At 33.4% G+C, this 25575-nt stretch carries 27 protein-coding genes and 1 pseudogene; 2 read left to right on the forward strand and 26 right to left on the reverse strand.

The window, feature by feature from the left end:
* Window positions 1–88: 88 nt before the first annotated feature.
* From JJJ02_RS03530 to JJJ02_RS03625, 21 genes and pseudogenes are all read right to left on the reverse strand, one after another.
* Complete coding sequence (locus JJJ02_RS03530; RefSeq protein WP_239242441.1) at window positions 89–1123, reverse strand: ABC transporter ATP-binding protein; 1035 nt, start codon at window positions 1121–1123, stop codon at window positions 89–91.
* The gene (locus JJJ02_RS03535) at window positions 1123–1839 is read right to left on the reverse strand and encodes an HAD family hydrolase (protein WP_111714146.1); all 717 of its coding nucleotides are present in this window, start codon (window positions 1837–1839) and stop codon (window positions 1123–1125) included. The genes JJJ02_RS03530 and JJJ02_RS03535 overlap by 1 nt, the downstream gene beginning before the upstream one ends.
* Entirely contained in the window at window positions 1829–3151 is a 1323-nt protein-coding gene (locus tag JJJ02_RS03540) for a CehA/McbA family metallohydrolase (protein ID WP_239242442.1), read from the reverse strand. The genes JJJ02_RS03535 and JJJ02_RS03540 overlap by 11 nt, the downstream gene beginning before the upstream one ends.
* Before the next feature lie 15 nt (window positions 3152–3166).
* Window positions 3167–4489 (reverse strand): ABC transporter substrate-binding protein, encoded by a 1323-nt coding sequence (locus JJJ02_RS03545; RefSeq protein ID WP_239242443.1) that lies wholly within the window; start codon window positions 4487–4489, stop codon window positions 3167–3169.
* Between the two features lie 33 nt (window positions 4490–4522).
* Window positions 4523–5347, reverse strand: coding sequence for a carbohydrate ABC transporter permease (locus tag JJJ02_RS03550; protein WP_239242444.1), 825 nt, complete (start codon window positions 5345–5347; stop codon window positions 4523–4525).
* A complete protein-coding gene (locus JJJ02_RS03555; RefSeq protein ID WP_111714142.1) occupies window positions 5344–6234 on the reverse strand; it encodes a carbohydrate ABC transporter permease in 891 nt (296 codons plus the stop codon). The genes JJJ02_RS03550 and JJJ02_RS03555 overlap by 4 nt, the downstream gene beginning before the upstream one ends.
* Before the next feature lie 119 nt (window positions 6235–6353).
* Entirely contained in the window at window positions 6354–7112 is a 759-nt protein-coding gene (locus tag JJJ02_RS03560; protein ID WP_240837390.1) for a DeoR/GlpR family DNA-binding transcription regulator, read from the reverse strand.
* A 172-nt stretch (window positions 7113–7284) separates the two neighbouring features.
* Window positions 7285–8274: a histidinol phosphate phosphatase domain-containing protein gene (locus JJJ02_RS03565; protein WP_239242447.1), complete on the reverse strand. Its 990-nt coding sequence runs from the start codon at window positions 8272–8274 to the stop codon at window positions 7285–7287.
* A gap of 4 nt (window positions 8275–8278) precedes the next feature.
* Complete coding sequence (locus JJJ02_RS03570; RefSeq protein ID WP_239242448.1) at window positions 8279–9049, reverse strand: DeoR/GlpR family DNA-binding transcription regulator; 771 nt, start codon at window positions 9047–9049, stop codon at window positions 8279–8281.
* Between the two features lie 2 nt (window positions 9050–9051).
* A complete protein-coding gene (locus tag JJJ02_RS03575; RefSeq protein ID WP_239242449.1) occupies window positions 9052–10374 on the reverse strand; it encodes an MATE family efflux transporter in 1323 nt (440 codons plus the stop codon).
* Window positions 10355–11209 (reverse strand): metallophosphoesterase family protein, encoded by an 855-nt coding sequence (locus JJJ02_RS03580; RefSeq protein WP_239242450.1) that lies wholly within the window; start codon window positions 11207–11209, stop codon window positions 10355–10357. Before JJJ02_RS03580 ends, JJJ02_RS03575 begins: the two co-directional genes overlap by 20 nt.
* 11 nt (window positions 11210–11220) lie before the next feature.
* A complete protein-coding gene (locus JJJ02_RS03585; RefSeq protein WP_239242451.1) occupies window positions 11221–12117 on the reverse strand; it encodes a carbohydrate ABC transporter permease in 897 nt (298 codons plus the stop codon).
* 25 nt (window positions 12118–12142) lie between these two features.
* Window positions 12143–13825, reverse strand: a complete 1683-nt coding sequence (locus JJJ02_RS03590; RefSeq protein WP_239242452.1) for an extracellular solute-binding protein — start codon at window positions 13823–13825, stop codon at window positions 12143–12145.
* Between the two features lie 13 nt (window positions 13826–13838).
* Window positions 13839–14786, reverse strand: a complete 948-nt coding sequence (locus JJJ02_RS03595; protein WP_239242453.1) for an ABC transporter permease — start codon at window positions 14784–14786, stop codon at window positions 13839–13841.
* The gene (locus tag JJJ02_RS03600) at window positions 14761–16131 is read right to left on the reverse strand and encodes a CehA/McbA family metallohydrolase (protein ID WP_239242454.1); all 1371 of its coding nucleotides are present in this window, start codon (window positions 16129–16131) and stop codon (window positions 14761–14763) included. Before JJJ02_RS03600 ends, JJJ02_RS03595 begins: the two co-directional genes overlap by 26 nt.
* Window positions 16115–17206, reverse strand: coding sequence for an ABC transporter ATP-binding protein (locus JJJ02_RS03605; protein ID WP_239242455.1), 1092 nt, complete (start codon window positions 17204–17206; stop codon window positions 16115–16117). Before JJJ02_RS03605 ends, JJJ02_RS03600 begins: the two co-directional genes overlap by 17 nt.
* A 194-nt stretch (window positions 17207–17400) precedes the next feature.
* Window positions 17401–17601: pseudogene (locus JJJ02_RS03610) on the reverse strand (sodium/glutamate symporter); the annotation flags it as partial.
* On the reverse strand, window positions 17586–17717 hold the full coding sequence (locus JJJ02_RS13300; RefSeq protein WP_255724794.1) for a hypothetical protein: 132 nt from the start codon (window positions 17715–17717) through the stop codon (window positions 17586–17588). The pseudogene JJJ02_RS03610 and the gene JJJ02_RS13300, both read right to left, overlap by 16 nt.
* A gap of 114 nt (window positions 17718–17831) precedes the next feature.
* Window positions 17832–18212, reverse strand: coding sequence for a hypothetical protein (locus JJJ02_RS03615; protein ID WP_239242456.1), 381 nt, complete (start codon window positions 18210–18212; stop codon window positions 17832–17834).
* An 8-nt stretch (window positions 18213–18220) separates the two neighbouring features.
* Complete coding sequence (locus JJJ02_RS03620) at window positions 18221–18853, reverse strand: hypothetical protein (RefSeq protein ID WP_239242457.1); 633 nt, start codon at window positions 18851–18853, stop codon at window positions 18221–18223.
* A 71-nt stretch (window positions 18854–18924) separates the two neighbouring features.
* Window positions 18925–19821: a carbohydrate kinase family protein gene (locus tag JJJ02_RS03625; protein ID WP_240837394.1), complete on the reverse strand. Its 897-nt coding sequence runs from the start codon at window positions 19819–19821 to the stop codon at window positions 18925–18927.
* A 141-nt stretch (window positions 19822–19962) separates the two neighbouring features.
* Between JJJ02_RS03625 and JJJ02_RS03630 the strand changes: the two genes are divergently transcribed.
* Window positions 19963–20391 carry a hypothetical protein gene (locus JJJ02_RS03630; protein WP_111714138.1) on the forward strand — a complete coding sequence of 143 codons (429 nt, stop codon included), beginning with the start codon at window positions 19963–19965 and terminating at the stop codon, window positions 20389–20391.
* Window positions 20392–20846: 455 nt separating this feature from the next.
* Here JJJ02_RS03630 and rbsK read toward each other — a convergent pair whose 3' ends face one another.
* A complete protein-coding gene (gene rbsK / locus JJJ02_RS03635; RefSeq protein ID WP_240837397.1) occupies window positions 20847–21704 on the reverse strand; it encodes a ribokinase in 858 nt (285 codons plus the stop codon).
* Between the two features lie 96 nt (window positions 21705–21800).
* Between rbsK and JJJ02_RS03640 the strand changes: the two genes are divergently transcribed.
* Entirely contained in the window at window positions 21801–22259 is a 459-nt protein-coding gene (locus JJJ02_RS03640; RefSeq protein ID WP_239242460.1) for a hypothetical protein, read from the forward strand.
* A 19-nt stretch (window positions 22260–22278) separates the two neighbouring features.
* Here JJJ02_RS03640 and JJJ02_RS03645 read toward each other — a convergent pair whose 3' ends face one another.
* The 4 genes from JJJ02_RS03645 to JJJ02_RS03660 all read right to left on the reverse strand — a co-directional run bounded on the left by JJJ02_RS03645 (window position 22279) and on the right by JJJ02_RS03660 (window position 25470).
* The gene (locus JJJ02_RS03645; RefSeq protein ID WP_146608852.1) at window positions 22279–22911 is read right to left on the reverse strand and encodes a hypothetical protein; all 633 of its coding nucleotides are present in this window, start codon (window positions 22909–22911) and stop codon (window positions 22279–22281) included.
* A 331-nt stretch (window positions 22912–23242) separates the two neighbouring features.
* On the reverse strand, window positions 23243–23596 hold the full coding sequence (locus JJJ02_RS03650) for a DUF805 domain-containing protein (protein WP_240837399.1): 354 nt from the start codon (window positions 23594–23596) through the stop codon (window positions 23243–23245).
* A gap of 207 nt (window positions 23597–23803) precedes the next feature.
* Entirely contained in the window at window positions 23804–24808 is a 1005-nt protein-coding gene (locus JJJ02_RS03655; protein WP_240837401.1) for a hypothetical protein, read from the reverse strand.
* Between the two features lie 143 nt (window positions 24809–24951).
* Window positions 24952–25470 (reverse strand): DUF1541 domain-containing protein, encoded by a 519-nt coding sequence (locus JJJ02_RS03660; RefSeq protein WP_240837403.1) that lies wholly within the window; start codon window positions 25468–25470, stop codon window positions 24952–24954.
* Between the last annotated feature and the right edge of the window lie 105 nt (window positions 25471–25575).

Consider the following 25575-nt stretch of genomic DNA (forward strand, 5'->3'; position numbering starts at 1 on the left):
TCATTTAATACGATATCGTATTAAAGAGTATTAAATAATCGCTGTCACTTAAGTTAAAAAAACCGAACAAAATATCTTTGTCCGGTAGTTATGCGATGACTGTACCTTGTTCTGCATCAAAGTATTTAATTTTATCTTGTTTAATACGAACATGAATGACATCTCCAATATTCAATGGTAATTGCTCATTGAATTTGGCGATACATTTCTCATCGCTAATATTAAAGTTCACAATTGTCGTATCTCCTAATATTTCACATGCGGTAACTGTTACTGCAGTTCCATTTTGATCAATGTACACATCTTCAGGTCTAAACCCTACATCAATCGTTTGATGATTAATCGTTGCAGGGAGACTGAAATCACCAAACTTAATCGCGTTATCAATTAAATGTCCTCTAACAATATTCATTGCTGGACTTCCCATAAAGTTTGCTACAAATTTATTGGCGGGATTATTGTATATTTCTAACGGTGTACCGATTTGTTGAATGTGACCGTCATTTAAGACCATAATGCGATCGCTCATCGTCATTGCTTCGACTTGATCATGTGTAACATAAATCATCGTCATCCCCAGTCGTTGCTGTAACTGACGTAGTTCTACACGCATTTGACCTCGCAGCTTTGCATCTAAGTTAGATAATGGTTCATCCATCAGACATATCTTAGATTCACTTACAATTGCACGAGCAAGTGCTACACGTTGACGTTGTCCTCCTGACAGTTCACCTGGCTTCTTCTTTAAATATCTTTCTAATCCTACAAGCTTTGCCGCTTCCATCATCTTTTGCTGACGGTCATTTTTAGGCACTTTTCTATTTTCCAGGGTAAATAATATATTCTTCTCTACCGTCATATGAGGATAAAGCGCATAGTTTTGAAATACCATCGATAGACTTCTATCTTTCGGATGTAAATGATTTGCTAACGTATCATTTATAAATAACTTACCTTCAGTAATATCTTCTAATCCTGCAATCATCTTAAGCAGAGTACTTTTCCCGCAACCACTAGGTCCTACAAGTACAAAGAACTCACCAGCAGCTACTTCAAAGTTAATATCTTTTAAAACCCATTGCTCTTTGTGATATCTTTTATTTATATTTTCTACTTTCAGCATTAAAATCCCTCTTCCCAAATCAATTGGTCGTCTTTAATTAATTCTGTCACATCATTTAATATAATATCTGCCTCGTGCAAATGTTCATGCTTACTCGTCCCACTTAATACGCCTATCGTAAGTCCAATATTGCCATTCTTACCTAACTGCATATCGATAGGTGTATCACCAACCATAATCATTTCATTCGTCTTAATTTGATATTTTGCTATAAGTGAATCCAGTATTAAATGATTAGGTTTTTGCACAGGGACTCTGTCACTTGTGATAATTTCATTAAAGTAATGGCGAATATCAAACTTTGTTAAGAAATTATCGGTACTAATATAATCATCCGCTGTAATAACTGCTAACAGGTAACCTTTTTCCTGTAATTTTTTCAGTACAACGTCCGTGCCTTTAATCATTTCAAGCTGATGTTCATATTGATTGGCGAGTGCGTCCATATTTTTGCGCGTCCATGTTTCAACTCTTGCATCATTAGTGTAACCTTTAAACACCTTGATAATGTCGTTTGTTGTGCCACTTGATAATATGCCAGCAGGTTCGATGTAATCTGCACCTAAGCCTAATGCTTGTAATATATCTTCTTTATCAACTTGAACATCATACGAATTTATAAAGCTGTCTACAATATTATGACCAATTTTTACCCATACTGATTCGAATCTAAGCAGGGTACCATCTTTATCAAATATGACTAACTTATACTTCATACATCAATGCCTTCACTTCTTTATACGTTGTTGTTGTACGTTCGATGACACCTTGATAAACCGGGTTCGTAAATGCTAACAGTGCTTCGTTTCTAAGTTCAAATCTAAAGAAATCATTAGGCTCAACTTCAATATTAAATGTAGCAACATTATTTTCTAAAGCAGCAACATAGCGTTTATCTTTCGTAAATAGCGTTACTTCTGCCGTTATAGGTTCTCCTTTAACTTCAAATGACACTAGTAAGTTACCACTTGTATTCATTGTCTCACCAAACATTACTGCTTTATCATTTACAGTAACGTTGAATGCTTCAACATCCATAAATCTCGTTACGAATACATGGCCATTACGGATACTTTGGAGTAAATTGTCTTTATTTAGTCCATCACAATATACATGTGTTGTCGGATCATTTAATGCATTTGTTCTATTGTTATCTTTCACATCAATTAGATGATGGAAATCACTACCTCCAACTGCTGTAATGCGATGCCCCGTTACAAGTGATGCGTGCCAGAACTTTAAAGCATCTTCTGTTGCCTGAGGATTATCCTTATAACTTGGATCATTCCATAATTCAAGACTATCAATCTTTGTTAAATCCAGTTCATCATGTAACCATGACCAAATTGTCAAGAATGGATGGTTAATACTCACTAACGTACCTTTATCACGCATGCTATCCATCAAACGATGCGTGCCTTCAATAGATTCAATATTATAGTCATCTGAATACATATCGATGGTATCCTGAAGGTTTAATGCATTCCAATGCCCAGTATTACCTGTAAACTCAACACCTGGAAGTACTAACAGCTCACTCTCTGGCCATATTGTATGGTAAAAGTTATGATCTGTAATAAAGAAGAAATCTAAGCCCACTTCCTTTGCATGTGCAACCAATTCACCTGGTGTTAAACTACCATCCGTAAGGTTCGTATGGGCATGCAAGTCGCCTTTATAAAAACGTTTGTCTGTTATACTTTTATCTGTCATACTCTGAATAACCTGATGGTTCTCACGCATATTAGCAGCCTTGCTATTGGATACTTCAACATTAACAATCGGCATCGTAAACTTCTGCACGTCCATTACGACGTAAGTAAGATCGCTATCATCAAATAATTGTGATTGCCCATAAGATACATCTGCTAAATCAACCACTAACTCAGCATCTCTACCGATATATTGATACACTAATGTATCACCCTGATACAAACGGACATAAGTCCAGAATTCACATTGTATATTAAAAGTAATAAGAGGATATTGGAATCCTCTTATTGAAATTGTACCTATAGCTTTGTTCATTTGACTGGCCCCTTACTATTTAGCACTATTATCTAAAGCTGCTTGTGCTTCTTTTTGTGCCTCATCTAATACTTCTTTCGCTGGCTTCCCTTCAATTTCCATTTTGTCAGCTGCTTTTTTGATTGCATCTTGTATCTTACCGCCAGTTGGATCGATAAATAAGCTTGAAGCATGTTCTGCCTGCTCAATAGGCTTTAAGATTTGTGGATGTTTCTTAGCGTAAGCTTTAAATTTCGCATCTTCTTTTGCTGAACTTCTCACTGCGATATAACCAGTATTCATTGACCAGTCTGCAGTATTTTCTGCTTTCTCAAAGAATTTGATAAATTCAAATGCCGCTGCTTTTTGTTTCGCTTCAGCTTTAGATGGAATCGCTAACTGTTGACTTGATGCAACCGGTGCACCTTTCTTACCATTAAATCCAGGTTGTTCAGCTGCTGCTAATTGTTTAAAGTCAAGATCTCCCTGGTCACCTGATGAACCGATATAACCCGCTGATTTCCCTTGCATTACTTCATCAATCGTTTTATACCAATATTCCCAACCTTGGCCGCCAGAGTTGATTTTCATCGTCTTATCTTTATTAATCCCGCGATCAATAATTGACCATGCTTCAACCCACTCTTTTGAGTTGATCATTACTTTCTTACCTGATTCGTCAATTACTTGACCACCGTTAGAGAAAGCGATATCCATTAAGTTATCAGCACCCCACATCGGCGACCAGCCGTAACGCTCAACTTTATTACCAGACTTCTTAGTTAATTTCTTTGCTGCTGCTTCAAATTTCGTCCAGTCTTTAAAGATATCTTCAGTTAATCCCGCTTCCTTTAATGCATCTTTACGGTAATACATTAATTGTGTTGTCCCGTATGCTGGTAACGTGAATTGCTTATCTTCAAACTGTCCATCCTTTAAGAATGTCTCAATAATATCTTTCGTTTCATAATCATCTTTAACATCAATATATGGCGTTAACTCTGTTAAAATCTTTTTCTTTGCCATAATCTTACCAGTGTCCGTTGTTGTTAAAATTAAAGCTGGTGTCTTACCACTTGCGACAGCAGCTTGTAATTTCTTATAAGTTTCATCATAATCTGCTTGCTGAACACCTTTTACTACAACTTTATCTTGTGATTTATTAAATGCATCGATTTTCTCCTTCATTTGATCGCCTAATTTACCACCTAGACCATACCAGAACTCGATTTCTACCTTGTCACCTTTTTTTAACTCTACAACCTTACCATTAGATCCACCATTTGAAGTACCACCGCAACCCGCTAATGTTGTTGCTAATACAATAGAAGATAAACCTGCATAAATAAACTTTTTCATTTTTTCATTCTCCCTTAGTTTATGATTAATAATTTATTTAATACCATTGTCTGAAATACCATTTACAAATACCTTTTGAATCGCAAAGAACAAGATGAGTAACGGTAAGATAGTGAACGTTGAAGCTGCCATTACTTCCGGCCACTTCACACCGTATGCTCCACCTTCAATAAAGAATTGTCTTAAACCATTCGTTATCAACATCTTATCTTGAGATTGCAAGATTAACGAAGGCCATAAATAACTGTTATAATTCTGTACAAAGCTGATCAACATAAACGTAACAAATGTCGGTTTCGTTAACGGGAACATAATTCTAAATAAAATCTTAAAGTGACTCGCACCATCAATCAGTGCAGCTTGTATCACCTCTTTAGAAATCTGTTTGAATGCCTGTCTGAATAAAAACACGCCGTAAACACTCGCTGCACTCGAAATAATTAATCCGATATGGCTGTCAATTAAATTTAATTTACTCAAAATAATATAGCTCGGTACGTAAGTTGCCGCAGCAGGTAACATATACGTTCCCATGACAATCGAAAACAACGTATGTTTACCTTTCCATTGCATTTGAGTCAGTGCATAAGCAAATAATGCTGAAGTCACTGTTTGAATTAATACAATCGCAATAGACGTGTACGTACTATTCCATATGTATGTTGCAAACGGTGCTGAATGAAAAGCTTCATTAAATGTCTGCCATTTCGGTGATGCAGGAAACAATTTAAATGGCACCTGGAATATCTCATCTTTCGTCTTTAACGCGCTGAGAATCATCCATAGAAACGGAAAGAACATCAGGAAACTTGCAAGCGCTAATATTACATGTCTAATCGTTAAATTGAATTTCCTCATTGATAATGCACCCACTTCTTAGAAACATAGAACTGTATTGCTGAAAGTATCGCTGTAATTACGATTAATATCGTTGCAAGTGCTGTCGCACGACCCATATTGTATTCTTCAAAAGCCATCTGATAATACATGTACAGTATCGTTCTAGTAGAACCTGCCGGACCACCTTGCGTTAATATCTGGAACTGGTCATAAGCTTGCAGGGCATCAATTGCCAGAATAATTACTAAGAAAAATGTCGTAGGTGAGATCATCGGTAATGTAATCTTCATTAGCTGTCTAAATGGTGGTGTACCATCAATTGATGCAGCCTGATAAAGTTCTTTCGGCACTTTCTTTAAAGCATCTAAATAAAAAATCATCGCCCAGCCAATACCTTTCCAAACTGTGACAATAATAACGGCAACCATCGCCCACTGTGATGATTGCAACCATCCAGGTTGCCCTAAATGAAGCATCCCTAACACTTGATTGAGAATACCTATTTTTGGTTCAAAGATCCATGACCAGACGATTGACACAGCAACCATTGGCGTAATCCACGGCGAGAATAATAATGTTCTGTATATGCCACCGAGATGAATCTTCTTCACAACAAGCAACGCGAAACATAACCCCAATACTAAAGTAGGAATTGTCGTTCCAACGACAAAGTAAAATGTATTCCATAGTACTTTGTAAAATTGCTCATCAGTTAAAATACTTTGATAATTACCTAATGCAACCATATTGTATTCTTCACTCATAAAATCCCAATCTGTAAAGCTGATATAAAAGCTATAGAACATCGGAAAAATCCAGAATGCTGTTAATGGAATTAAACAAGGCAGAATAAAACATAATAAAGTCAGCCAATTGCTTTTTAATAACTTCTTATTCTTGTTCATGTTGATCTCCTTTCAATGCTAATATACAAGGTAATTATGTATTCAATGTTAATAATATGTAAATTATGTGTAAACACATAAAAAACACACAAATTAATTTGTGTGTTTAATCCATCCATCTATATAATTTTATATTTACTCGCATATTTCTCTTTTATATTTTCAGCCAATCGCTCATCACTAATTATTACATCACATAATTGATCATCTCCCAGATGTATAAGGGATACATTATCAAACTTACTATGATCGGCAACAGCCACTACAGTTTGTGCACGTGCATGAAATGCCTTTTTTATTTTCACTTCTTCCATACCATAATCGGTAAAACCTTTGTCTAAATCAATACCACTTAAACTCATGAAGAATAAATCAATATTGTATTTACTAATATGCTCAATCGCAACATCCCCAATAATACATCGTTTCTGATTATATAACACGCCACCTGGTACAATAACTGTGAAAGTTGTTATTTTAGCAACAATCTCTATGATGGGAAGACTGTTGGTAATAATGGTTAAGCGGTTAAACTTTCTGGCAAGACGTCTCGCAATCGCTGTATTTGTCGTACTCACATCTAATGCAATGGACATTCCCTCTTTTACAAACTGCGTTGCCTTTCTGGCAATCTCTCTCTTCTCTTCTGCATATAAATTCTCACGCTCTATGAAATTCTTCTCCACATCCGACTTCGGTTCAATATATTCAGCACCACCATGAACTCGCTTTAACTTCCCTTGCAATTCTAATGCTTCAAAATCACGGCGTATCGTTTCGAAAGACACATTCAATAAATGCGCAGTTTCTTTAGAGCGAAGTTTCTTATGCTTTAACAATAAATTTAAAATTTCATTATATCTCTCATCAACAGTCACAATACACACTCCTTTTTGTGCATTTACACAGTAATACTTATACATTCCCACAAATCCAAATATTATGCAATAATATTAAATTTTAATGTAGATGGGGATAGGTGCTGAATGTAATTCGATTCGATTAATTAGAATACTAGTAAAGACCCTAGAGCTATCTCTAAGGTCTTTATTAAATATCCATCTTTTCTCTTTTCATTTTATTAAATGACACAATATGATTTACGTCTTTTCTTTTAAGTAAAGCTCTTATTTCTTCGTTATAAATTCCGATATCATGTGGGAAGTGGCTATCAGAACTTGTAGTGAAATGTACATTATGTTTACTCAATACATTAATAAATTTTTCACTCGGACATTGTTCTTTCACTGGATAGCGATATTTTAATCCGACGTTTACTTCAGTGGCAACGTTGTTTTCTACTAATGCTTTTGCTACCTTTTTATAAAAAGGTATTAATAATTCTTCGTCAGGTCGGAAATTAAATACTTTCAAATTATCTAAATGTGCAATAAAACTAAAGATGCCACTTTCAGCTGCTTTTATTACAGTATTAAAATGGTCTTCATATAGTTCAACTAAATCATATTCTTCAAATTTACTTGCAAGTTCAGGATTATCAAATCCCCATCCCTGATTAAAATGTACAGATCCAATGATATAATCAAACTCATAAGGTTTTAGTAAAGATTTTAATGTTTCCTCGCCACCAACAAAATAATCCGCTTCAATTCCAAGCTTTAATTCGACTCCGGCATTAGCCCATTTCTCTTTTTGATTATTGATAAAGTTAACAAAATCACTCATCTTATGTGTCATAACTTGTTTTAACCATTGCCTTTGTCTGTTACCTAAGTCAGTATCCGATACATCCATATGCGTTAGAAAATAATCTTCAGTTTCTACAAAGCGATATAAGTGGTCTACAATACCAACTTGTTTCAGTCCTTTTTGAAGTGCTCTATCTAAATATAGATCCAACCACCATTCTGAATAATCACCTTCTGAGAGTCGCTTTCTAAATAAATACTCTTTTCTCTCAATATCTTTAAGTGTTCCATCTGAAGTTGTATTATTTACTGTGTCTATTGATGTAATCGTCTTGTTAAAAAAATTATTTGTATATGGTCCTTCTTCTAAATGAATATGTAAATCTATCAAATTTTCACCTCTTTATATTTACCCATTCCAATTGTGGATTTCCACTTATTGAATCTGGTTTATCAAAATTTGTAACCACACATTGAATAGAGTGGTAATCCGATATTTTATATAATGGTTTTTTGCTATATTTAGATGCGTCCGTGATTAAAAAATTATACTGGCTGTGGTTTATCATTGTCTTTGAGCAAATTGCTTCATTCATATCAAAATCATAAATAAAAGATTCATTAAACGATCCACACGAAATAAATGCTTTATCAAAAGTAAAATCTGAAATTTGTTGAACAGTCATTGCACCACTTAAAGCACGTTGTTCAGGATTAGATACTCCCCCAAGCATAATAATCTCTCCTGAAATACGACATTCTTCTAATGCACGATTAAAGAATTCACATGCAATTAGAGAGTTCGTTACAACAGTTAAATTCGTAATATCTTCAAGATAATCAGCGATATAGCAGGTTGTAGTACCGACATCAACGATTATTGTATCTCCAGAATGGATAAATTCTGCTGCTTTTTTTGCGATTTTACGCTTTACACCTGAATTAATATCCATACGCTTTTGTAGTGCCATCTCTTTATTAGAAAACTTATATTTCACTGCTCCACCATGTACACGAGACAGTAACTTATTATCTTCCAGTAGAGATAAATCTTTACGTATTGTTTCAGGCGTTACTTCAAGATAAATAGCTAATTCATTTACTTTAACAAATTTGTGCTGCTTAACATGGTTAACAATATAATCATGTCTCTCTTTGATATCCATAACTATACACCTATCTTCTGTATAGATTTCTTCCATTCATTTCTATTGAAGCGTCCTAACATTAAAAATGCACGTATCAATTCATCAAAAATCATTAAAATAAATACAACAAAAATGCCTAACCCGAAGAATTTGATACCAATAAATGCACCTGGTATTAGCAAAAACCAAGTAACAATAATATTAATCTTTACAGGATAAATTACATCACCTATTACATTAAGTATAAATACTAAAAATACATTGATAGCTCTTATAGGCTCAAGTATTAATGATAGAAATAATAAGTTCAAAATAACTTTCCATGATTCTTGTTCAAAATAGTTGTGACCTAAATAAAAAAATACAATTGTTATCATTAGCACAATAGACAAGCTTATTAAGCAGGTTAGTTTTAAATGCTTGTGAACTAAAGTGCGCAATATATTATATTTATACTTTGCAATAAATCTACCTAAAAAAATTTGATTGGCAATCGCAAAACTTAATGCAAAGGTAAATGCAAATCCTGTCATCGTTTGAGTAACAATTTTTGAAGACACAGCAAGTGTACCTATACTAGCGATTAACGCTGTTAATATAAGCTGAGAAAAATTATATGATATATTCTCTCCTGCACTAGGCAATCCTAATCCAATGATTTTCTTAAAGAAACTTATATTAAATTGTTTTATTTTTATCGATATTAAATACTTTTTAATTAACCAGATTAATAATATACACCCTGCAATTCTACTAATATTAGTTGCCCAAGCTACCATTAATACTGGCTCATCATATTTATCACCAGAGCCATAAAGAATATATGCATTCAATATAATATTAATACTACTCATCAAGATAGAAACTATCGTCACATATTTAGCATATTCAAGTACTCGTAGTACCGTCCCCATTAACATATTGGTTGTATGGACAAAATTCATTAAAAGCAAGGCAAGTGCAAACGACTTTGTAACTTGATAAACATCTTTAGGGATATTAAGTACATTCAATATAGGATCAATAAATAACATAGCAAAAATAGATAATATGACTGTTACTACTATATTGAAAATTAACCCCATCGTTATATCCGTCTTCATTAATTGCTTGTCTTTTTCTTTACTATGAATTAATCGAATTGAAATTCCGACATGTATTATAGTGATAAGAAAAGTTACAATCACCAATACTTGATTCGCTAAACCGACTGCAGCGACAGTAGACAAACCTATACCTGTCAGCATAATTATATCGATTTGACTCATTAGCATAAAAAAGAACTGTTCGATTAATACAGGATAAAAAAGCTTATTAAATCTTTTATTTGAACCTTTTATCATATTCTAATACCTTTGTTGTTACTCGTCCTGATGGTTCAAGTTCAAACATTCTGGCACCGCGATGAACATCTCCATAACAATGAAATCCGCTTACTCTTCCAAAACATAAATTAATACCATTTAAATTAAACTGGAAATCATTATCGTGGTCATGGCCACATGATACATATGACACATCATTATTGTGTAACAATTGAACGAACATGCCACTATTGATATCCGCTGAAGAAACCTGTTCATTGTATATTCCTTTTAATCCATTCTCTTTGTTTGCTAATTTATACTCAGGAAGCGGAATGTGCGTAAATAATATATTGTTATTACCTGTAAAACCAGAATTCACATATCTCTCTCTGGTCTTACGAATCCAGTTGACATGTTCCGGATGAATGTAGTCATAATGACTGATATTCAACTTATCATAATCGCCACTATCTATTACATAAATCACATGTGTTAACTTATTGTCTTGCGTAACTTCTATACAATACGCTTCTTTATCATCAACAATATAAGTATGTTTCTTTTCAGCTAATAAATTGATTTCTGATTCAAGTGCTCTTAAATCAGACCTTGTAAATTGATTTTCTGTATCATGATTGCCATAAGTTATAGCAACAGGAACATTTAAACTATTCAAATGTTGTATTAATTTTTTATATGTCTGATCACTATCGATAATACCTTCTGACCAGATTTGATCACCAGTTAGCATCAATAAATTCGGATGATAGTATAGAACCATTTGAGAGATTAATTCAAATGTTTCCACATCCTCTTTATTGTGATGTGGACTTAAATGTAAATCAGTTAATTGAATAATTTTATAACTCATAAATAACACTCCTATTCTTTCATCGATCCAATATTTACACCTTTAACGAAATGTTTCTGAATAAATGGATAAATGATAAGAACAGGTATAACAACAATGACTATTGTTGCCATTTGCAATGACTCACCTGTAATAGTTATCTTATCCAGCATTTCATATGACCCAGATTTTTGTTTCAATGCGTTAGCAATTGCTTCTTGTGTTGTTAACATTTCTTGCAATACAGTAGCGATAGGTTTGAGATTTGCATCTCGTACGAAAAATGATCCTGTAAACCAATCATTCCACTGTGAAACAATATTGAACAATGCGATTGTAGCAATAACCGGACGACTCATTGGGAGAATAATTCTCCAGAATATTTGAAAGTCATTACAGCCATCTAACATCGCAGCTTCCTTCACACTATTCGGTATTTCTAAAAAGAATGTGCGCATAATCAATATATTCCACACACTATATAAAGATGGAATAATATAGACCCAAATTGTATTTGTTAAGTGCAATTGGTTTAACACAAGATAAAGCGGAATGATTCCGCCACTAAATAGCATTGTAAAGAATATAAAGAATGTGATTGTCTTTCTAAATGGCAATGTTCTTGAACTTAATGCAAAAGCTGCCATGGCAGTGAGCAGTACACTCAAGACGGTCCCAACAACCGTCTTGAATAGACTGATCCAAAGTGCATTTACTATCTTACCTTGTTTAAATATTTCGATATAATTATCAAGTGTGAACATTCTTGGCCAAAAATAAATACCACCCTTTTGCGCATCATTACCATTATTTAACGATAAAGCTAGTATATTAAGAAATGGTAATACTATACTTAACGTTAGTCCGATTAAAATGATCATTGTAACAATTTTAATAACAAGCCAAGACTTATCTTTGCCTACTGGCATGGTACAACCTCCTAAAAGCTAAATACTAGAAGCGAACTTTTTCACCTTTTTTTATTTCATCTTCAACTAATTTTATAAAATCTTCAATGCCCGCATCTTTAACGCGTTGAGATGCTTCATCTAAAATTTTCTTTGATTCATTATCAGATTTTGCATAATAAGCACGTTGTAGTGCTTCATCATATTCATTTAAAGCTGTCTCTAAATCTTCTGAACGCTCAAAACGTGGTAAGAATGACTTTACAGTTAATCCATCAATAACTTCTGCATTTTTCAGTTTCTCATCATATCCCCACATATCAGCTATCTTTTGACCTGTATTTTGCGTATTCTTACGTGCACTTGCACCATATTCAGCTTCACCAAAGTCTGCTTTACGATCGATATCAGTGTATCCTAAATGTTCTGCCCAATAAGCACCTGCTCCGCGGAATCCACGTTTCTTTGCTTTATCTGGATTGTTTGCAATTTCATCTAAAACTTCTTTTTTAACAACCGGGTTACCTTTTTTGTCTAATGTGTAATCGCGACCTTCAATACCGTATTGTGAGATTAACTTTCCTTCACGACTTGCTAAGAAATCAGCAAATTTAACAATTTCTTCTGGATTTTTAGTAGTCTTAGGAATTGCCCATCCTGCATACCCAGATTTATATGGTAATGACATCTTGTATGGTCTATCAATAAAGTTTAATGGTCCAACAGGGATGTATTTCATGTTTTGATTTTCTGTTACATAGTTGTGTAAATCAGAAACAATTCCGAATGAACCATTTACAATACCTTCTTTTGCTTTATTTTCAGGTAAAGTGTAAAACTCAGGATGCATTAACTTCTCATCCATTAATTTTTTAACATATTTCACACGTTCCATACTTTGTTCAGTTTGCGCTTCGTGTTTAATCTTTCCATCTTTATCTTTTAAGAATTTTTCATCAGCTGGACCAGTCCATACTAAATCATTATAAAAAGCAGTACGATCACTTCCACCCCAAGCTGTTGGTCCAATTGGTGTTATTGATTTTCCATTCTCATCTTTAAATTTTCCATCTTGAATTTTCTTTGCAAGTTCATACATATCTTTTGAAGTTTTAATAGACTTAGGATCTATTTTAAGTTTCTCTATAATATCTTTTCTTACATATGGGCCACCAATTGTCTTTACTTCAGGACTTGCTGCATTTCTCGGAATACTCATATGTACTAAGTAAGTCCCATCTAAGTCTTTACGGAACATGATGTTGTCTTTTGTATCTTTTGGTAAATAATCATCTTCAAAATATTTTTTATATACTTTTGAATCTTTTAACATGTCAGTTAAGTCTGTTAATTGACCTTGCTTAGCAGCTTTCATTAAAACTTTCATTTCTGGACGACCACTATCATTTAAATAATATGCAATAAAGTCTGGCAAATCTCCTGCTGCAAGGCCAGCTGTTAAAGCGTCAGTTGAGTCACTACCTGGAGCTGTCTGTAATTCTAATTCAATTCCTGTCTTCTTTTTTATTAATGCTTGTACTTCTTTGTTTTGTAGTGGAGAAACATCTCCTTCACTTTGAAATACTAAACCTTTAATCTTACGATCTGCTATCCATGTATCCGGTTTACCTTTTTTATCCGCCTCTTTACTCTCTTTTTCCTCTGTTTTGCCACATGCAGTTGTAAATAGTAATAAAAAAGATACCATTAATAATATAATTTTTCTCATTTCAATACTCCTTTTACCATAATGATGTTTTGAATTTTTTTGATGAAATATAATTCACAAATAATACGAGAATTAAACCTATGACACCTTGAATTAAACCTATTGCTGTAGCATAACCAAAATCACCTTGCTGAATACCTGTACGGATAACAAATGTATCGATAATTTCAGCGACTTTAGCATTACCTGGTGTTTGCAACAAATAAATTTGATCAAAGCCTGCAGATAAAATGTTACCTAGCGATAAAATAAACAATACAATGATCGTCGGAAAAATTGATGGAATAATAATGTGAATAATTTGATTTAGTCGATTTGCACCATCCATTGCTGCTGCTTCAAATAACTGAGGATTAATACCCATTATTGCAGCAAAGTATATAATGGAACTCCATCCTATATCCTTCCATAAATATGTAGAAAACATAATTGCGTGAAAATAGTCTGGATCCATCATGAAGAAATGGTCTCCCTCACCTCCTGAAAATTTTATAATTTCATTTAGCAGTCCTGTGTCGGGCGCTAATATATTCCTAGCAATCCCCACAACTACTACCCATGATAAGAAGTGAGGAATATAAGAAATACTTTGAAAAAAACCTCTTAATTTATTGTTTTGAATTTCGTTAAACATAAGTGCTAGTAGGATTGGAAAAGGTAAAGCTAAAAACAATTTCATACCACTAATAATAAGTGTGTTAATAATAATTTGAGTGCTTCTTGAATCACCAAAAAATCGCTCGAAATATTTGAAACCAATCCAACCTTCTCCCCATATACCAGAATTAAAAGTAAACTCACGAAATGCTAATATCATTCCAGTCATAGGGATATAACTAAAAACGAAAAAGAAAATTACACATGGCAATAACATTAAATATAAATATCTATGTTTCCATAAATTTTGCCATGTCGCTTTTGTACCAGATTGTGTTTTAATCATCTTTTGTTTTTTTGCCATTCATAGTGCCTCCATTAAAAATAGGATTGCCTATAGCAACTAATTTATCTTCCACATATTTTTCAATAATAATCCATTCCAAATTATCGAAATCAGTATCACTATCAAATACGAGATATCCATTTTGAACATTTACGTTTAAATATCCAAAATTAGAGTCCACTTTAACTTGTGCTTCATCAGCAACTATTTCAAATTGGTAGTGGCGGATATCTACTGCTAATCCATATGGCAGATATTTGTTAGTACTGATTTCAAAACCATATTGTAATTCTGATTGTCCTGATTTTATAGCCTGGATAATATCCTTATAGTTACTATTCTTTTTCCCAAATACTTTTAAGTGTGGAACTAGTCCGGTATAGCCTTCATTATGCCAGTCACGTCCACAGGTCATAACAACAGATGGATTTTCGTTTAATAACGCTTTATAGAACTTGAGCGCTTTATAATTTGATGTAGTATGCGGGTTATCTCCATTCCAGATTTCAATTGCATCAAATAAATTATGTGTTGCGTTATCATATTCATACCTGCAGCCTGTACATATCGGTGAACCTGTATCAAATGGATGAGCCATGATAAGCAGTGTTTCTTCTGATTTTAACTCGATTAAATATTCAAAGATATTCTCTTTTGTTATGCGAGTAAAGTCATGGTTTTTATATCTATCTGGATTTCCCAGACATAAGAAATGACCATCAAACGTTGTATATTCAATGCCTGGAATAATTAGTTGATCATGATTCATTTTTTGTGCATCATAATAACTCGTTAATGTATTATGATCTGTTATTCCAATTACATCTAACATTCGCTTGTTAGCACACTTTAATAATTCATCAACTGTAAAAGAAGCATCGCTATGATTCGTATGACTATGCAGTTCAGCTTTATACGAAACGATGTCGTTAGAACATTGCATACCACGTACTGAAATACTTAGTGTGACTTTTTCTGAAACAATTGCATGACAACTCATTATTATTTCTAGTAAGCCTGATTGAAAATTAACTGAATTAAATCCAACTGAAGAATCTTCACCTAAAATTATCTCCATTTGATCAAAACTATGATTTGCTCCAATAAACTCATTGTTGTAACGAATACTTGGAGTAATTAAATTTCTTAAACTATGTGTTGTCGTATATGGATCAATACTTCCTAAAGAAATTGCTTCATTAATTGCCACATCCACTAATTCACTACTCTCTTCTACAACTGGTCCGTAACAATAATTAATTACTATAGACTCATAATCATCTTTTAAATCTATTTGAATTGGCAGATGTGTCTTGTTATTTAACTGACTTAATTGAAATTCTGCTTCAAACAGCTTCTTCATTTGATGTCTCCTTGTCAATTCTTAATCCAGTATGTTCATTAAAGAACAATAATGCTTCATATGGGATAAAAATCGATAGTTTCTGATTTCTGTCAAACACTGACTTTGCATCAAAAACTAATTTAAATTCCATATTATCTTTATGACAAGTAACAATTTTTTCAGCACCTGTCATTTCAACTACATCCACAACAACATCTTTCAAAGTTATTCCGTCAGCTTGACCATTCCATACTTCTGCATTTTCCGGACGAAAACCCATTGTAATCTTTGACTCATTATTATTTAATTTAAAAGGTAAGTAGAATTTTTCTCCTGCAATTAGATAATCGTTATCAACTTTATCAACATCAACAAAATTCATATTTGGAGATCCTATAAAACTTGCTACAAAACGATTTGCCGGATTATTATAAATATCTTCAGGAGTGCCAATTTGTTGAATTACACCATCTTTCATAACAACTATTCTTGAAGCCATCGTCATCGCTTCCGTCTGATCATGTGTGACATATATTGTTGTAGCGCCCACACGCTCATGTAATCTGATTATTTCTGTACGCATTTGTGTACGCAGTTTAGCATCCAGATTTGATAAAGGTTCATCCATTAAAAACAATTTGGCATCTCTGACAATTGCTCGACCTAGTGCAACACGTTGACGTTGTCCTCCAGATAAGGCCATTGGTTTACGTTTCAGTAAGTGGTCAATCTCTAATATTTTGGCGATATTTACGACCTTGTCATGATATTCAGATTTTTTGATTTTTCTCATTTTTAATCCGAATGTCATATTTTGGTAAACTGTCATATGAGGATATAATGCATAGTTTTGAAATACCATGGCTATTTCTCTGTCTTTTGGGTGCAAATCATTGATAACTTTGTCATCAATTTTGATGCTGCCAGATGTGATACTCTCCAACCCTGCAATCATTCTTAGCGTTGTTGACTTCCCACATCCTGATGGACCAACGAATACGATAAATTCTTTCTCCTCAATGTTAAGATTAAAATCGTTAACTGCAATAACATCCTTATCGAATGTTTTGTTCAAATGTTCAATTTGAATCATATTTCCACCTCGTTGTATGTATTAACAATACAAAATATATCAAAGAAGTTTTAATTTATATTTAAACTAATGTAAATAAATCATTTTTGTTATACTTTTGTTTTTTACAAATCAAAAGTGTTTTAAGCTAAAACAAACGTTTTTTACGCAAAATAAAAAGCCCAGAAAAAATTCTGAGCTTTTACATATTTGTATTAACTGAATAAATTTATTGTCATAATAATGATTGGTACTGAAAATACATCAATTAAAAATGCACCTACAACAGGTACGATTAAAAATGCTCTTTGTGAAGGGCCGAATAATTTTGTAACAGAGTCCATATTGGCCATGGCGTTAGGTGTTGCACCTAATCCGTGACCTAAGAAACCAGCTACCATCACTGCACTGTCATACCATCAACTCCAGCTGCTCCTTTGTTTGCCTTAACTCTTTTTATTGCCTCATTGAGATTTTCATCATTTACAACAAGCTCCATCAGAGATAGAGAGATACTATACATTTCTTTCATTTCGTCTAGAATCAACTAAACACTTTTATCATTAACTTTATTTCACGATGAGTGTAAATTGTCATTAACTATTTTTTACAAAAAAACACCTAGATAAACTAGGTGCAAGAATACTTATTTCTTTATCGGCGTCTTATACATATACTTCAAATTACCTTTGTAGCTATCGAACACTACGTATAAATCATAACCATACTTTGATTTATCATATTTTAGAATATGTTCTACAATGTGTTTACGTGAAAGTTTAGAACTTACCGGTTTACCGTATGCGCGTTTAATTGCGTAATATGATACCCCGTCTTTAGGTGCGTAAATAAGTTTAGTCGCAACAATCTTTGAACCTTTTCTCGCTCCTTGATAAGCAGCATTATTACCAGCATCAAACTCACCAATCGTCGTATTGAACGTACGAGATACACGGTAATCATTATTTACCTTACCTAAAATATCTCCAGCTTTATGGCCACGAACTATATTTTCTTTACTGTTCACATATTCTTTTATAAATTGTTTCGATGTAAATCAATTTTTGCTGTATCTTCTTTCGGTTTAGAATATACTTCCTTGCTTGGTTTACCGCTTTGAATCCAATCTTTATAGGTCATTAACCCGTACGCATCATCTTCGATCATTCCATCTCCGCCGACTAAAGTTAGCATGATTGAAATTTCTTTTTTATCTATCCAAGGTTTATATAAGTAATCTCTTGAAATAGTATATTCTTTATAAGCGTTATAGTATTTCTTATTTTTCGCCTCGTTCAATCTTTTTACGGCCAATCCACTTAAAGATTCATTATAGTCAATTGATGTATTTGAAGGTTTAGTAATTTTAATATTTTCATCATCAACAGGCATATAATAGTTACCTTTAAGTACTAAATAGTTATAACCTCGTACTAATTTATGTTTAGTAATCGTTACTTTAGTTCCAGCTTTAATTGTTTTGATATTTTGTTTTGAATTGTACAGAGAATTTCTAATCATAACTTTTGTGTCTTTCAACATCACTGCAGAATAATCTTTATTCCCTACTTTTAATTCTGATGGTTTTGATGGTGTAACCTGGGCGTGAGCAGGTAAAGTGGGTAACAACAAACTTAAAGTTAATGCACTAATAGCAATTTTTTTCATTTCATTTTCCTCCAATGCGATTCACCTAAATCATACTATCATTTACAGAAAACAACAATCTATTTCGAATATTAATTATGCATAAGTTGACGTAGTGTTTCATACTCAGCGTCCTCCAAATGCACACCATTCACACCGACCACTTTACTCGATACTAGATTTGCAAAATCAATGGCTTCATGTAGTGTTTTCTCGGCGCTTAATGCTGCCATTACGCCACCAGTATGACTATCTCCAGCGCCTATTGTATCAACGACTGCAGCTTTATATCCTGTTACACTGTGCAGCTTACCATCATAATAAATTGCACCCTCTGCACCAGTCGTCACAATGACTGTATTATGTGTCCAGTCATACATTTTTTGTACCGCTTCTTCTATATTTTCTATCCCGGTTAATTCTTTTATTTCCTGTTCATTTAAATAAATGATTGGAGACAACGCATAAAGTGCTTCCATCTTCCTCTGTTCAATTAATTTACCTCGAGGACCCGGACAGAAGATAATCTGACCTGAAACTTCTTTCAACATTTCTATAATCTTATCGCCATCTGTTTCTTCAATCTCCAATCCACACACATAAATATAATCAAATGAAGTCATATCTAAATCCGTTACCCATTCTGGATTAAATGAATACTCCACGCCGTGATGGGACAAGAATGTTCTATCACCATTTTCTTCAACGAAACAATAACAACATCCATTCGCACCACCTAGATGTATTTCACTTTGTATACCTAGACGATTCAATTCTTTCTTCACAAAATCACCATACATACCTGTTCCTACTGGTGATATAAAAGTATAATCTACACCCATCTGATGCAATACATTCACAACGTTAAACGCACACCCACCTACTGCCATCATCTGCTTTTTAATATGTTCATCACCTTGACTCGTCGGTAATCTATCCATGTAAATCATAATATCAGCAACAGTTGATCCAATCACTAAACACTTCATAAGCACACCTACCTTTATTAAATTCATTTTATATCAGTTTCATCAATTAATCATAAAATTTTCTAGAAAAAATATACCATTTTCTTCAACTTTCCTAATTTGTGGTTTATAATAAGTATATTGAACAAAAGGGGTGGCGACATGATATCGTGGTATATTAAACACAATAAAAAATTTTATATTACGAGTATGGTTGGTCTTATCATTGTAGCTTGTGCATTTATCTTTATATACTATCCGAAGTATACTTTATTCGCGGTATATGCATTTACAATGATGCTATTGATTTGCTATGCAGATACGATTACACAAATTAAAAGATACCTGGAAACCAACAAAGCTAAAGAATGGCTCGTTGCACAGTGGTATTTAAAGGACTGCATTACATACAGCATTGTATTATCTATTATTATTGGTCTCGGCTATATTGTAATCCATCTCTCACCACCAAACATTCCAGGAAGCAATATGCACTACACGACTATAATTATGTTTATTTTGTATGTCCTATTTAAATGGCTGCGCTACTACGAGTTACGTCGTGAAATGAAAGAAGAAAAGACGATTTGAAGCAATATTTAGTAAAATATTATATTTACTTCTCTATTTTCACCGCATTTTTGTTATATCTATTTTTAACGGGTAATGGTCATCTTCATCCACTAGAAATTATTTTTATTTCATTATTAATGTTTGGTTATCTCCTATTCATTTGGCCGGAAGCAAAAATTAAATACGATGATTTTGATAATGAAAGTCAAAAATATTCATATCGATTAAAGTATCAAAAAGTCAGTTTAGTTTTCGCAGTTTGCTTGTTGTTAATAAACCTCTTTTCAAGTATCTATTTATATTTCCAGCACTATGATATATTTCTAATGATTCTTATAGGCTTTATTTGGAGTGTATTTACGATTGGGATGATTTAGAACAAATATGAAATTAAAAACAGACTACGCAGCGTTTATTGAACGACAAAACACCAGTGAAAGATAATCATTTACTTTCACTGGTGTTTTTTATTTTCATTTTATCTCATGTCTATAAGGCATGCCACCTTGTGCACCTAATCCTCCCACTGAAAGAGCAGCTGCCTGATTCGCAAATTGTACAGCATCATTCAATGACATACCTTCACTTATGCCTACAGCAAGTGCACCGTTGAATGTATCACCTGCACCTGTCGTATCTATAACTTCTGCTTTCATAGCTGGAATATTAATCAACTCACTATCGAAATACGTCGCTCCTTGTTCTCCAAGCGTCACGATCATTTGTTTTGGGTATTTTTCAATCACATCGTTAAATTCCTCACCAAACATCGCCTTTACTTCAGTTTCATTCGGTGTAAAGTACGTCACTTTCTTCAGTAATTCAGGATTGATTTCAATGAACGGAGCTGGATTATAGATTGTCGTTATCTTCTTTTTATAACTTTCTTCAATAACGTATTCAATGATGGATTTCGGAATTTCATTTTGTAGTAGTATAATACTATCTTGATCCATACTATTTAGTGCTTCATCTACTAATTCAATTGAAACTTCACTATTTGCACTAGGTACAACAATAATTGAATTATCATTATCCGCTAATGTAATATGCGCAGTGCCACTTGCACAGTCATCAATCTTCTCTATATATTCAACGTTAACTTTATTCGCTTTCATATTCGTTACAATCATCTCACCGAAATTATCATCCCCAACACAACCTACCATATAAACATTTGCACCAAGGCGTGCAGCACTGACAGCTTGATTTGCACCTTTACCACCCTCTGTCATAAAGAAAGCATCTCCTAGGATTGTTTCACCTTTCTTTGGTAACCTGTTTGCCTGCACAACTAAATCTACAGACATACTTCCGATAACATATATCATATACTCACCTCTTAAAATTATCATAACGAAATACATAGAAAATAACACGTTACATACATAATTTATTTGTTATACTATCAAAAATGAGGTGATTAAATGGATACAGTGATATTAAGAGAAGAAGATAAAGCAACGCTGAGAAAATATAATATAGATCCGGAAAAGTTTGAAGAAGATTTTGAAGATATTTTTAGAATGATCGGCTATGAATATGATGAGCTATTATTTAGTGAATTTGGCTATGAATTCGATCCTGATGAGATAGAACAAATCCCCAGAATTGCAGCAATGAAAAAAGATTTCCTACAAATTTACGACCATATTGCGAAGGATGAAGGCTATTTGAATTATAACCATCATTACGTATCATCTTATAGTGATGTATCGTGCGAAATAAAGTTAAAAGACGGGACGATCATCAAAGGCAAAAGTACAGATACGCATTGGGAGGATAAAGAAATCAATATAGAGGTAAAACATCTATTCAGAAAACAAATCGTGAAAATCAATCTAGATGAAATAGAATACATCAACATAAAAAACAGCACAATTTAAATGTGCTGTTTTTTGTGTGCTATGCTTTTTTCCAAACAGATCCTTTTAAATACATGATAGTCCATTGATCGCCACCGTATTTTTTATCGATGTTACGCCATTTCTTCAATGTTTTTAAATCATTTGCTTTGATTAAAGCAATGCGGTCAACAACGACGTTCGTTAATTTTGTATGATCTTTGTTATATCGTTCGCTTGAAATGATTTTTATATTTTTATAAAAATCTACATATCCCATTTCTGAATGGATACCGATACGGATAGAATACAGCGGTTTACCATAAACTTGATGAATCTTCTTACGAGACACTGCTTTAATATTATCTGCATTCACCTGCGTAATCGTTCGTTTCATAAATGGTACGTTCTCCTGGAAGTTTGTAAATGCTAATGCATTTGGTGAACGTACTGAATCATAACCCGGTTTGTTACCCACTAAGAAGTCTTCATAGTGAACACCTTTTTTATTCTTATAGTAACTCACCTTTTGCCCAGCTTTTAACCCATTGATTGTCAATTTACCGCTCTTTGCTTTGTTCGCAAAAGCTTCTGTTGCGATATTGATCTTCTTAGGTGTCGCTGCTTCTGCTTGTACATTTACTGATGTTAATACTAATCCAGCTGCAAGTCCTGTTACGAGTAATTTTTTCATCATCAATCACTCCTTTAGGTATTATTATTATCAACTAAATTATAACATAAGTGTTTTTTAGAGTACATTTATACGAAATCTTCTATAATTTGGCACAATTAAATTTAGAAAAAGAACCGTATCGTAGATGATACGGTTCTTGATTGCCTTGATATTCATTAGGACCAGGTTGTGAGTCTTGTACACACCAAATGATCGTCCAGACAAAAAATACGAGAGAAGTAGTAACAATAATCAAATTAATTACAAGATAGATACCCATTAAATCTGTATCGCCACCAGAGTATTTAGTAAAAGAAATAACATAATATAAAATATTCGGTACACCAATTCATAAAATAGCCCATTTACCACTCTTACCTATGTCATGCAAACGACGTACAAGCAAAAAAATGTTAGGTATTAACAAGATTAAACTAATCAAACATAGAAATACAATCATTACAGCAATTGAAATAGTAGTAAATGCAAAAGCCTCATGATTACCATCAGTTGAAGATGTGTCTATCGCAAATAACCCTGATATCATAATAAAAAGATAAATCACTACACTAATAATATAAAATAAGACTTGTGTGAATACCTGTACCCAAAATTCTTTTCTTCGTGAACGTCCACTAAAATCAAATGCTCTCGTCCAAAATAACTTCGTTGCTTCCCAAAAAGACATTGATCTATTTTGCACAAGCCCTCCGTAGTGTGTAATTTGTTACTTTAATTATAAAAAATTTTTATGCTTTGTATAACAAAAGCACAGGAGAATCATTAATAATTACTCTCCCGCGCTAAAGATTTTGTACCAATTCGATCCTTCATTTTATTTATGAATTTTTCCTTTCCCTAAGTTTAAAGCTATAGCAGGGATTCAGAAAGTTTTTATCTATTCTTTCGGCTATGGATTAAGGTAATCATCTTTATACTCAAGTGCTCTTGTATCATATTTACCAAGTCGTTGATATACCTTTTCAGCAGCTGCTTTGACATCAGGATAATCTGCAAACGCACCTGGAGCAGCCCCTCTAATCATCAAATTCCACGCAACAGTTTGTGACTCTTTGTCAGAGGGATTTTGTTCAAAATTATCTAAACATTTATTTGCTATTGCAATTGTAAGTAATCTTTCTTCTTTTTCGTTCTCTGCTACTGTTGGTCCTCCGTATTCACATGACACTTCACTATTAGTTTCCTTAGCTTCGTTTGCACTCGGAGCATCATCATCACTTACGATCAATTCTCCAGTCATTTGATATGTTTCTGGTTGTTGTTCCATTGCGATAAAATTATCATTCTTATCAAAGTGGAGAATAAGCTGGAATCCGTTTGAATGATTATTGTTATAAACTAATGAAATCACTTCTCCATCATCACTTTTCCAAACTTCAGTAGCAACACCATATTTAGCAAGAATCTCTTCACGTGTAACTGGCGTTGATGAATTGATATAAATCTGAGAAACTTTATAATCTGTATTTTCTATCGCAATATCACCAAAACGCTCATGATTACTACCGACTCTACTCTTACCATCATGAGTTGGTTTACCATACATCTTTTCAACTTCAGCGACATCCATACCTTGCGTTATACCTGCAAACTCTTCGATACGGTTTTGTCTCGTGTATGCATTGATAAACGCATCAGACAAAATATCAATATGACCATCTTTATCCATATAAGGATACTTACCACTCAAGTTTTTCTCTTCCGTAGAATCTTTTTTCTCTACTACTTTTTTTGTCTCTTTCGCTTTTTCTTCAGTGCTTACTTCTTTCTTCTCTTCAGTAGATGCAGATGTTTCAGTCTCTACTTTTGATGCACCTTTTTCTTTCGTTTCTTCTTCATCGCCACATGCCGCCATCAACATTGCTGTCATAGATAATAGTAATAACTTTTTCATAGTAAGCCCCTTTAAAATTTATTCATTACTTCTATTATCTACTAATTTTGTGTATGAATAAATATTATTTTTAATAATTTACTTATTTTTAATATAAAAAATCCGCATATGTAATTACATATACGGAGAATTATACTACATAATTATTTTAACTCGTCTTCAGTCATCCATTTATGATCTTTAACAGTCTTACCTGTTTTTGTATCTTTATAATCCACAACATAGACATCTGTCTTATGAACATCATCAATTGTTGCATCTGCACCCTTCATACCATCCATATGATTAGCAGTCATCTCAGCTTTATCGCCTTTTTTCAAGCCGGACTTCGGTGCATCTTTTAACTCTTCGTTTACCACCCATTTATGATGACTTACTTTTTTATCACCATTCTTCGGTTGATAACTCACTTCATACACATGTGTTGTATAAACCTCTTTTACAACACCCTCTGCATCCTTCATGCCCGGCATATGACCTTCAGTTAATGTGACTTTGTCACCTTTTTTATATTTCGGATTCTCTGCAACTTTCATGTTAGATGGCGTAGCTTCACTATTGTGATTCATATGTGCATGCTCGTTATGTTTCGCTTCTTCATTTGCACCACAACCACTTAACAAAATACCTGCACTCGCAACTACTGCAATTATTCTTCTCATATGTTTCACTCCTTCAAGTTTATTAATGCTACCTCATTATATACCCTATAGGGGTATAAATCAAATAAAAGAAAACTCAGTGCATCACATATATACACTGAGTTG

Source organism: Macrococcus sp. PK, from assembly GCF_022501545.1.
GTDB classification, from domain to species: Bacteria; Bacillota; Bacilli; order Staphylococcales; family Staphylococcaceae; genus Macrococcoides; species Macrococcoides epidermidis.

What these genes read in the sequence shown, in the direction of transcription:
- JJJ02_RS03530 (WP_239242441.1), bottom strand. Translation starts at nt 1,123, where the DNA reads ATGCTGAAAGTAGAAAATATAAATAAAAGATATCACAAAGAGCAATGG.
- JJJ02_RS03535 (WP_111714146.1), bottom strand. Translation starts at nt 1,839, where the DNA reads ATGAAGTATAAGTTAGTCATATTTGATAAAGATGGTACCCTGCTTAGA.
- JJJ02_RS03540 (WP_239242442.1), bottom strand. Translation starts at nt 3,151, where the DNA reads ATGAACAAAGCTATAGGTACAATTTCAATAAGAGGATTCCAATATCCT.
- JJJ02_RS03545 (WP_239242443.1), bottom strand. Translation starts at nt 4,489, where the DNA reads ATGAAAAAGTTTATTTATGCAGGTTTATCTTCTATTGTATTAGCAACA.
- JJJ02_RS03550 (WP_239242444.1), bottom strand. Translation starts at nt 5,347, where the DNA reads ATGAGGAAATTCAATTTAACGATTAGACATGTAATATTAGCGCTTGCA.
- JJJ02_RS03555 (WP_111714142.1), bottom strand. Translation starts at nt 6,234, where the DNA reads ATGAACAAGAATAAGAAGTTATTAAAAAGCAATTGGCTGACTTTATTA.
- JJJ02_RS03570 (WP_239242448.1), bottom strand. Translation starts at nt 9,049, where the DNA reads ATGGATATCAAAGAGAGACATGATTATATTGTTAACCATGTTAAGCAG.
- JJJ02_RS03575 (WP_239242449.1), bottom strand. Translation starts at nt 10,374, where the DNA reads ATGATAAAAGGTTCAAATAAAAGATTTAATAAGCTTTTTTATCCTGTA.
- JJJ02_RS03580 (WP_239242450.1), bottom strand. Translation starts at nt 11,209, where the DNA reads ATGAGTTATAAAATTATTCAATTAACTGATTTACATTTAAGTCCACAT.
- JJJ02_RS03585 (WP_239242451.1), bottom strand. Translation starts at nt 12,117, where the DNA reads ATGCCAGTAGGCAAAGATAAGTCTTGGCTTGTTATTAAAATTGTTACA.
- JJJ02_RS03590 (WP_239242452.1), bottom strand. Translation starts at nt 13,825, where the DNA reads ATGAGAAAAATTATATTATTAATGGTATCTTTTTTATTACTATTTACA.
- JJJ02_RS03595 (WP_239242453.1), bottom strand. Translation starts at nt 14,786, where the DNA reads ATGGCAAAAAAACAAAAGATGATTAAAACACAATCTGGTACAAAAGCG.
- JJJ02_RS03600 (WP_239242454.1), bottom strand. Translation starts at nt 16,131, where the DNA reads ATGAAGAAGCTGTTTGAAGCAGAATTTCAATTAAGTCAGTTAAATAAC.
- JJJ02_RS03605 (WP_239242455.1), bottom strand. Translation starts at nt 17,206, where the DNA reads ATGATTCAAATTGAACATTTGAACAAAACATTCGATAAGGATGTTATT.
- JJJ02_RS13300 (WP_255724794.1), bottom strand. Translation starts at nt 17,717, where the DNA reads ATGAAAGAAATGTATAGTATCTCTCTATCTCTGATGGAGCTTGTTGTA.
- JJJ02_RS03620 (WP_239242457.1), bottom strand. Translation starts at nt 18,853, where the DNA reads ATGAAAAAAATTGCTATTAGTGCATTAACTTTAAGTTTGTTGTTACCC.
- JJJ02_RS03625 (WP_240837394.1), bottom strand. Translation starts at nt 19,821, where the DNA reads ATGAAGTGTTTAGTGATTGGATCAACTGTTGCTGATATTATGATTTAC.
- JJJ02_RS03630 (WP_111714138.1), top strand. Translation starts at nt 19,963, where the DNA reads ATGATATCGTGGTATATTAAACACAATAAAAAATTTTATATTACGAGT.
- rbsK (WP_240837397.1), bottom strand. Translation starts at nt 21,704, where the DNA reads ATGATATATGTTATCGGAAGTATGTCTGTAGATTTAGTTGTGCAGGCA.
- JJJ02_RS03640 (WP_239242460.1), top strand. Translation starts at nt 21,801, where the DNA reads ATGGATACAGTGATATTAAGAGAAGAAGATAAAGCAACGCTGAGAAAA.
- JJJ02_RS03645 (WP_146608852.1), bottom strand. Translation starts at nt 22,911, where the DNA reads ATGAAAAAATTACTCGTAACAGGACTTGCAGCTGGATTAGTATTAACA.
- JJJ02_RS03655 (WP_240837401.1), bottom strand. Translation starts at nt 24,808, where the DNA reads ATGAAAAAGTTATTACTATTATCTATGACAGCAATGTTGATGGCGGCA.
- JJJ02_RS03660 (WP_240837403.1), bottom strand. Translation starts at nt 25,470, where the DNA reads ATGAGAAGAATAATTGCAGTAGTTGCGAGTGCAGGTATTTTGTTAAGT.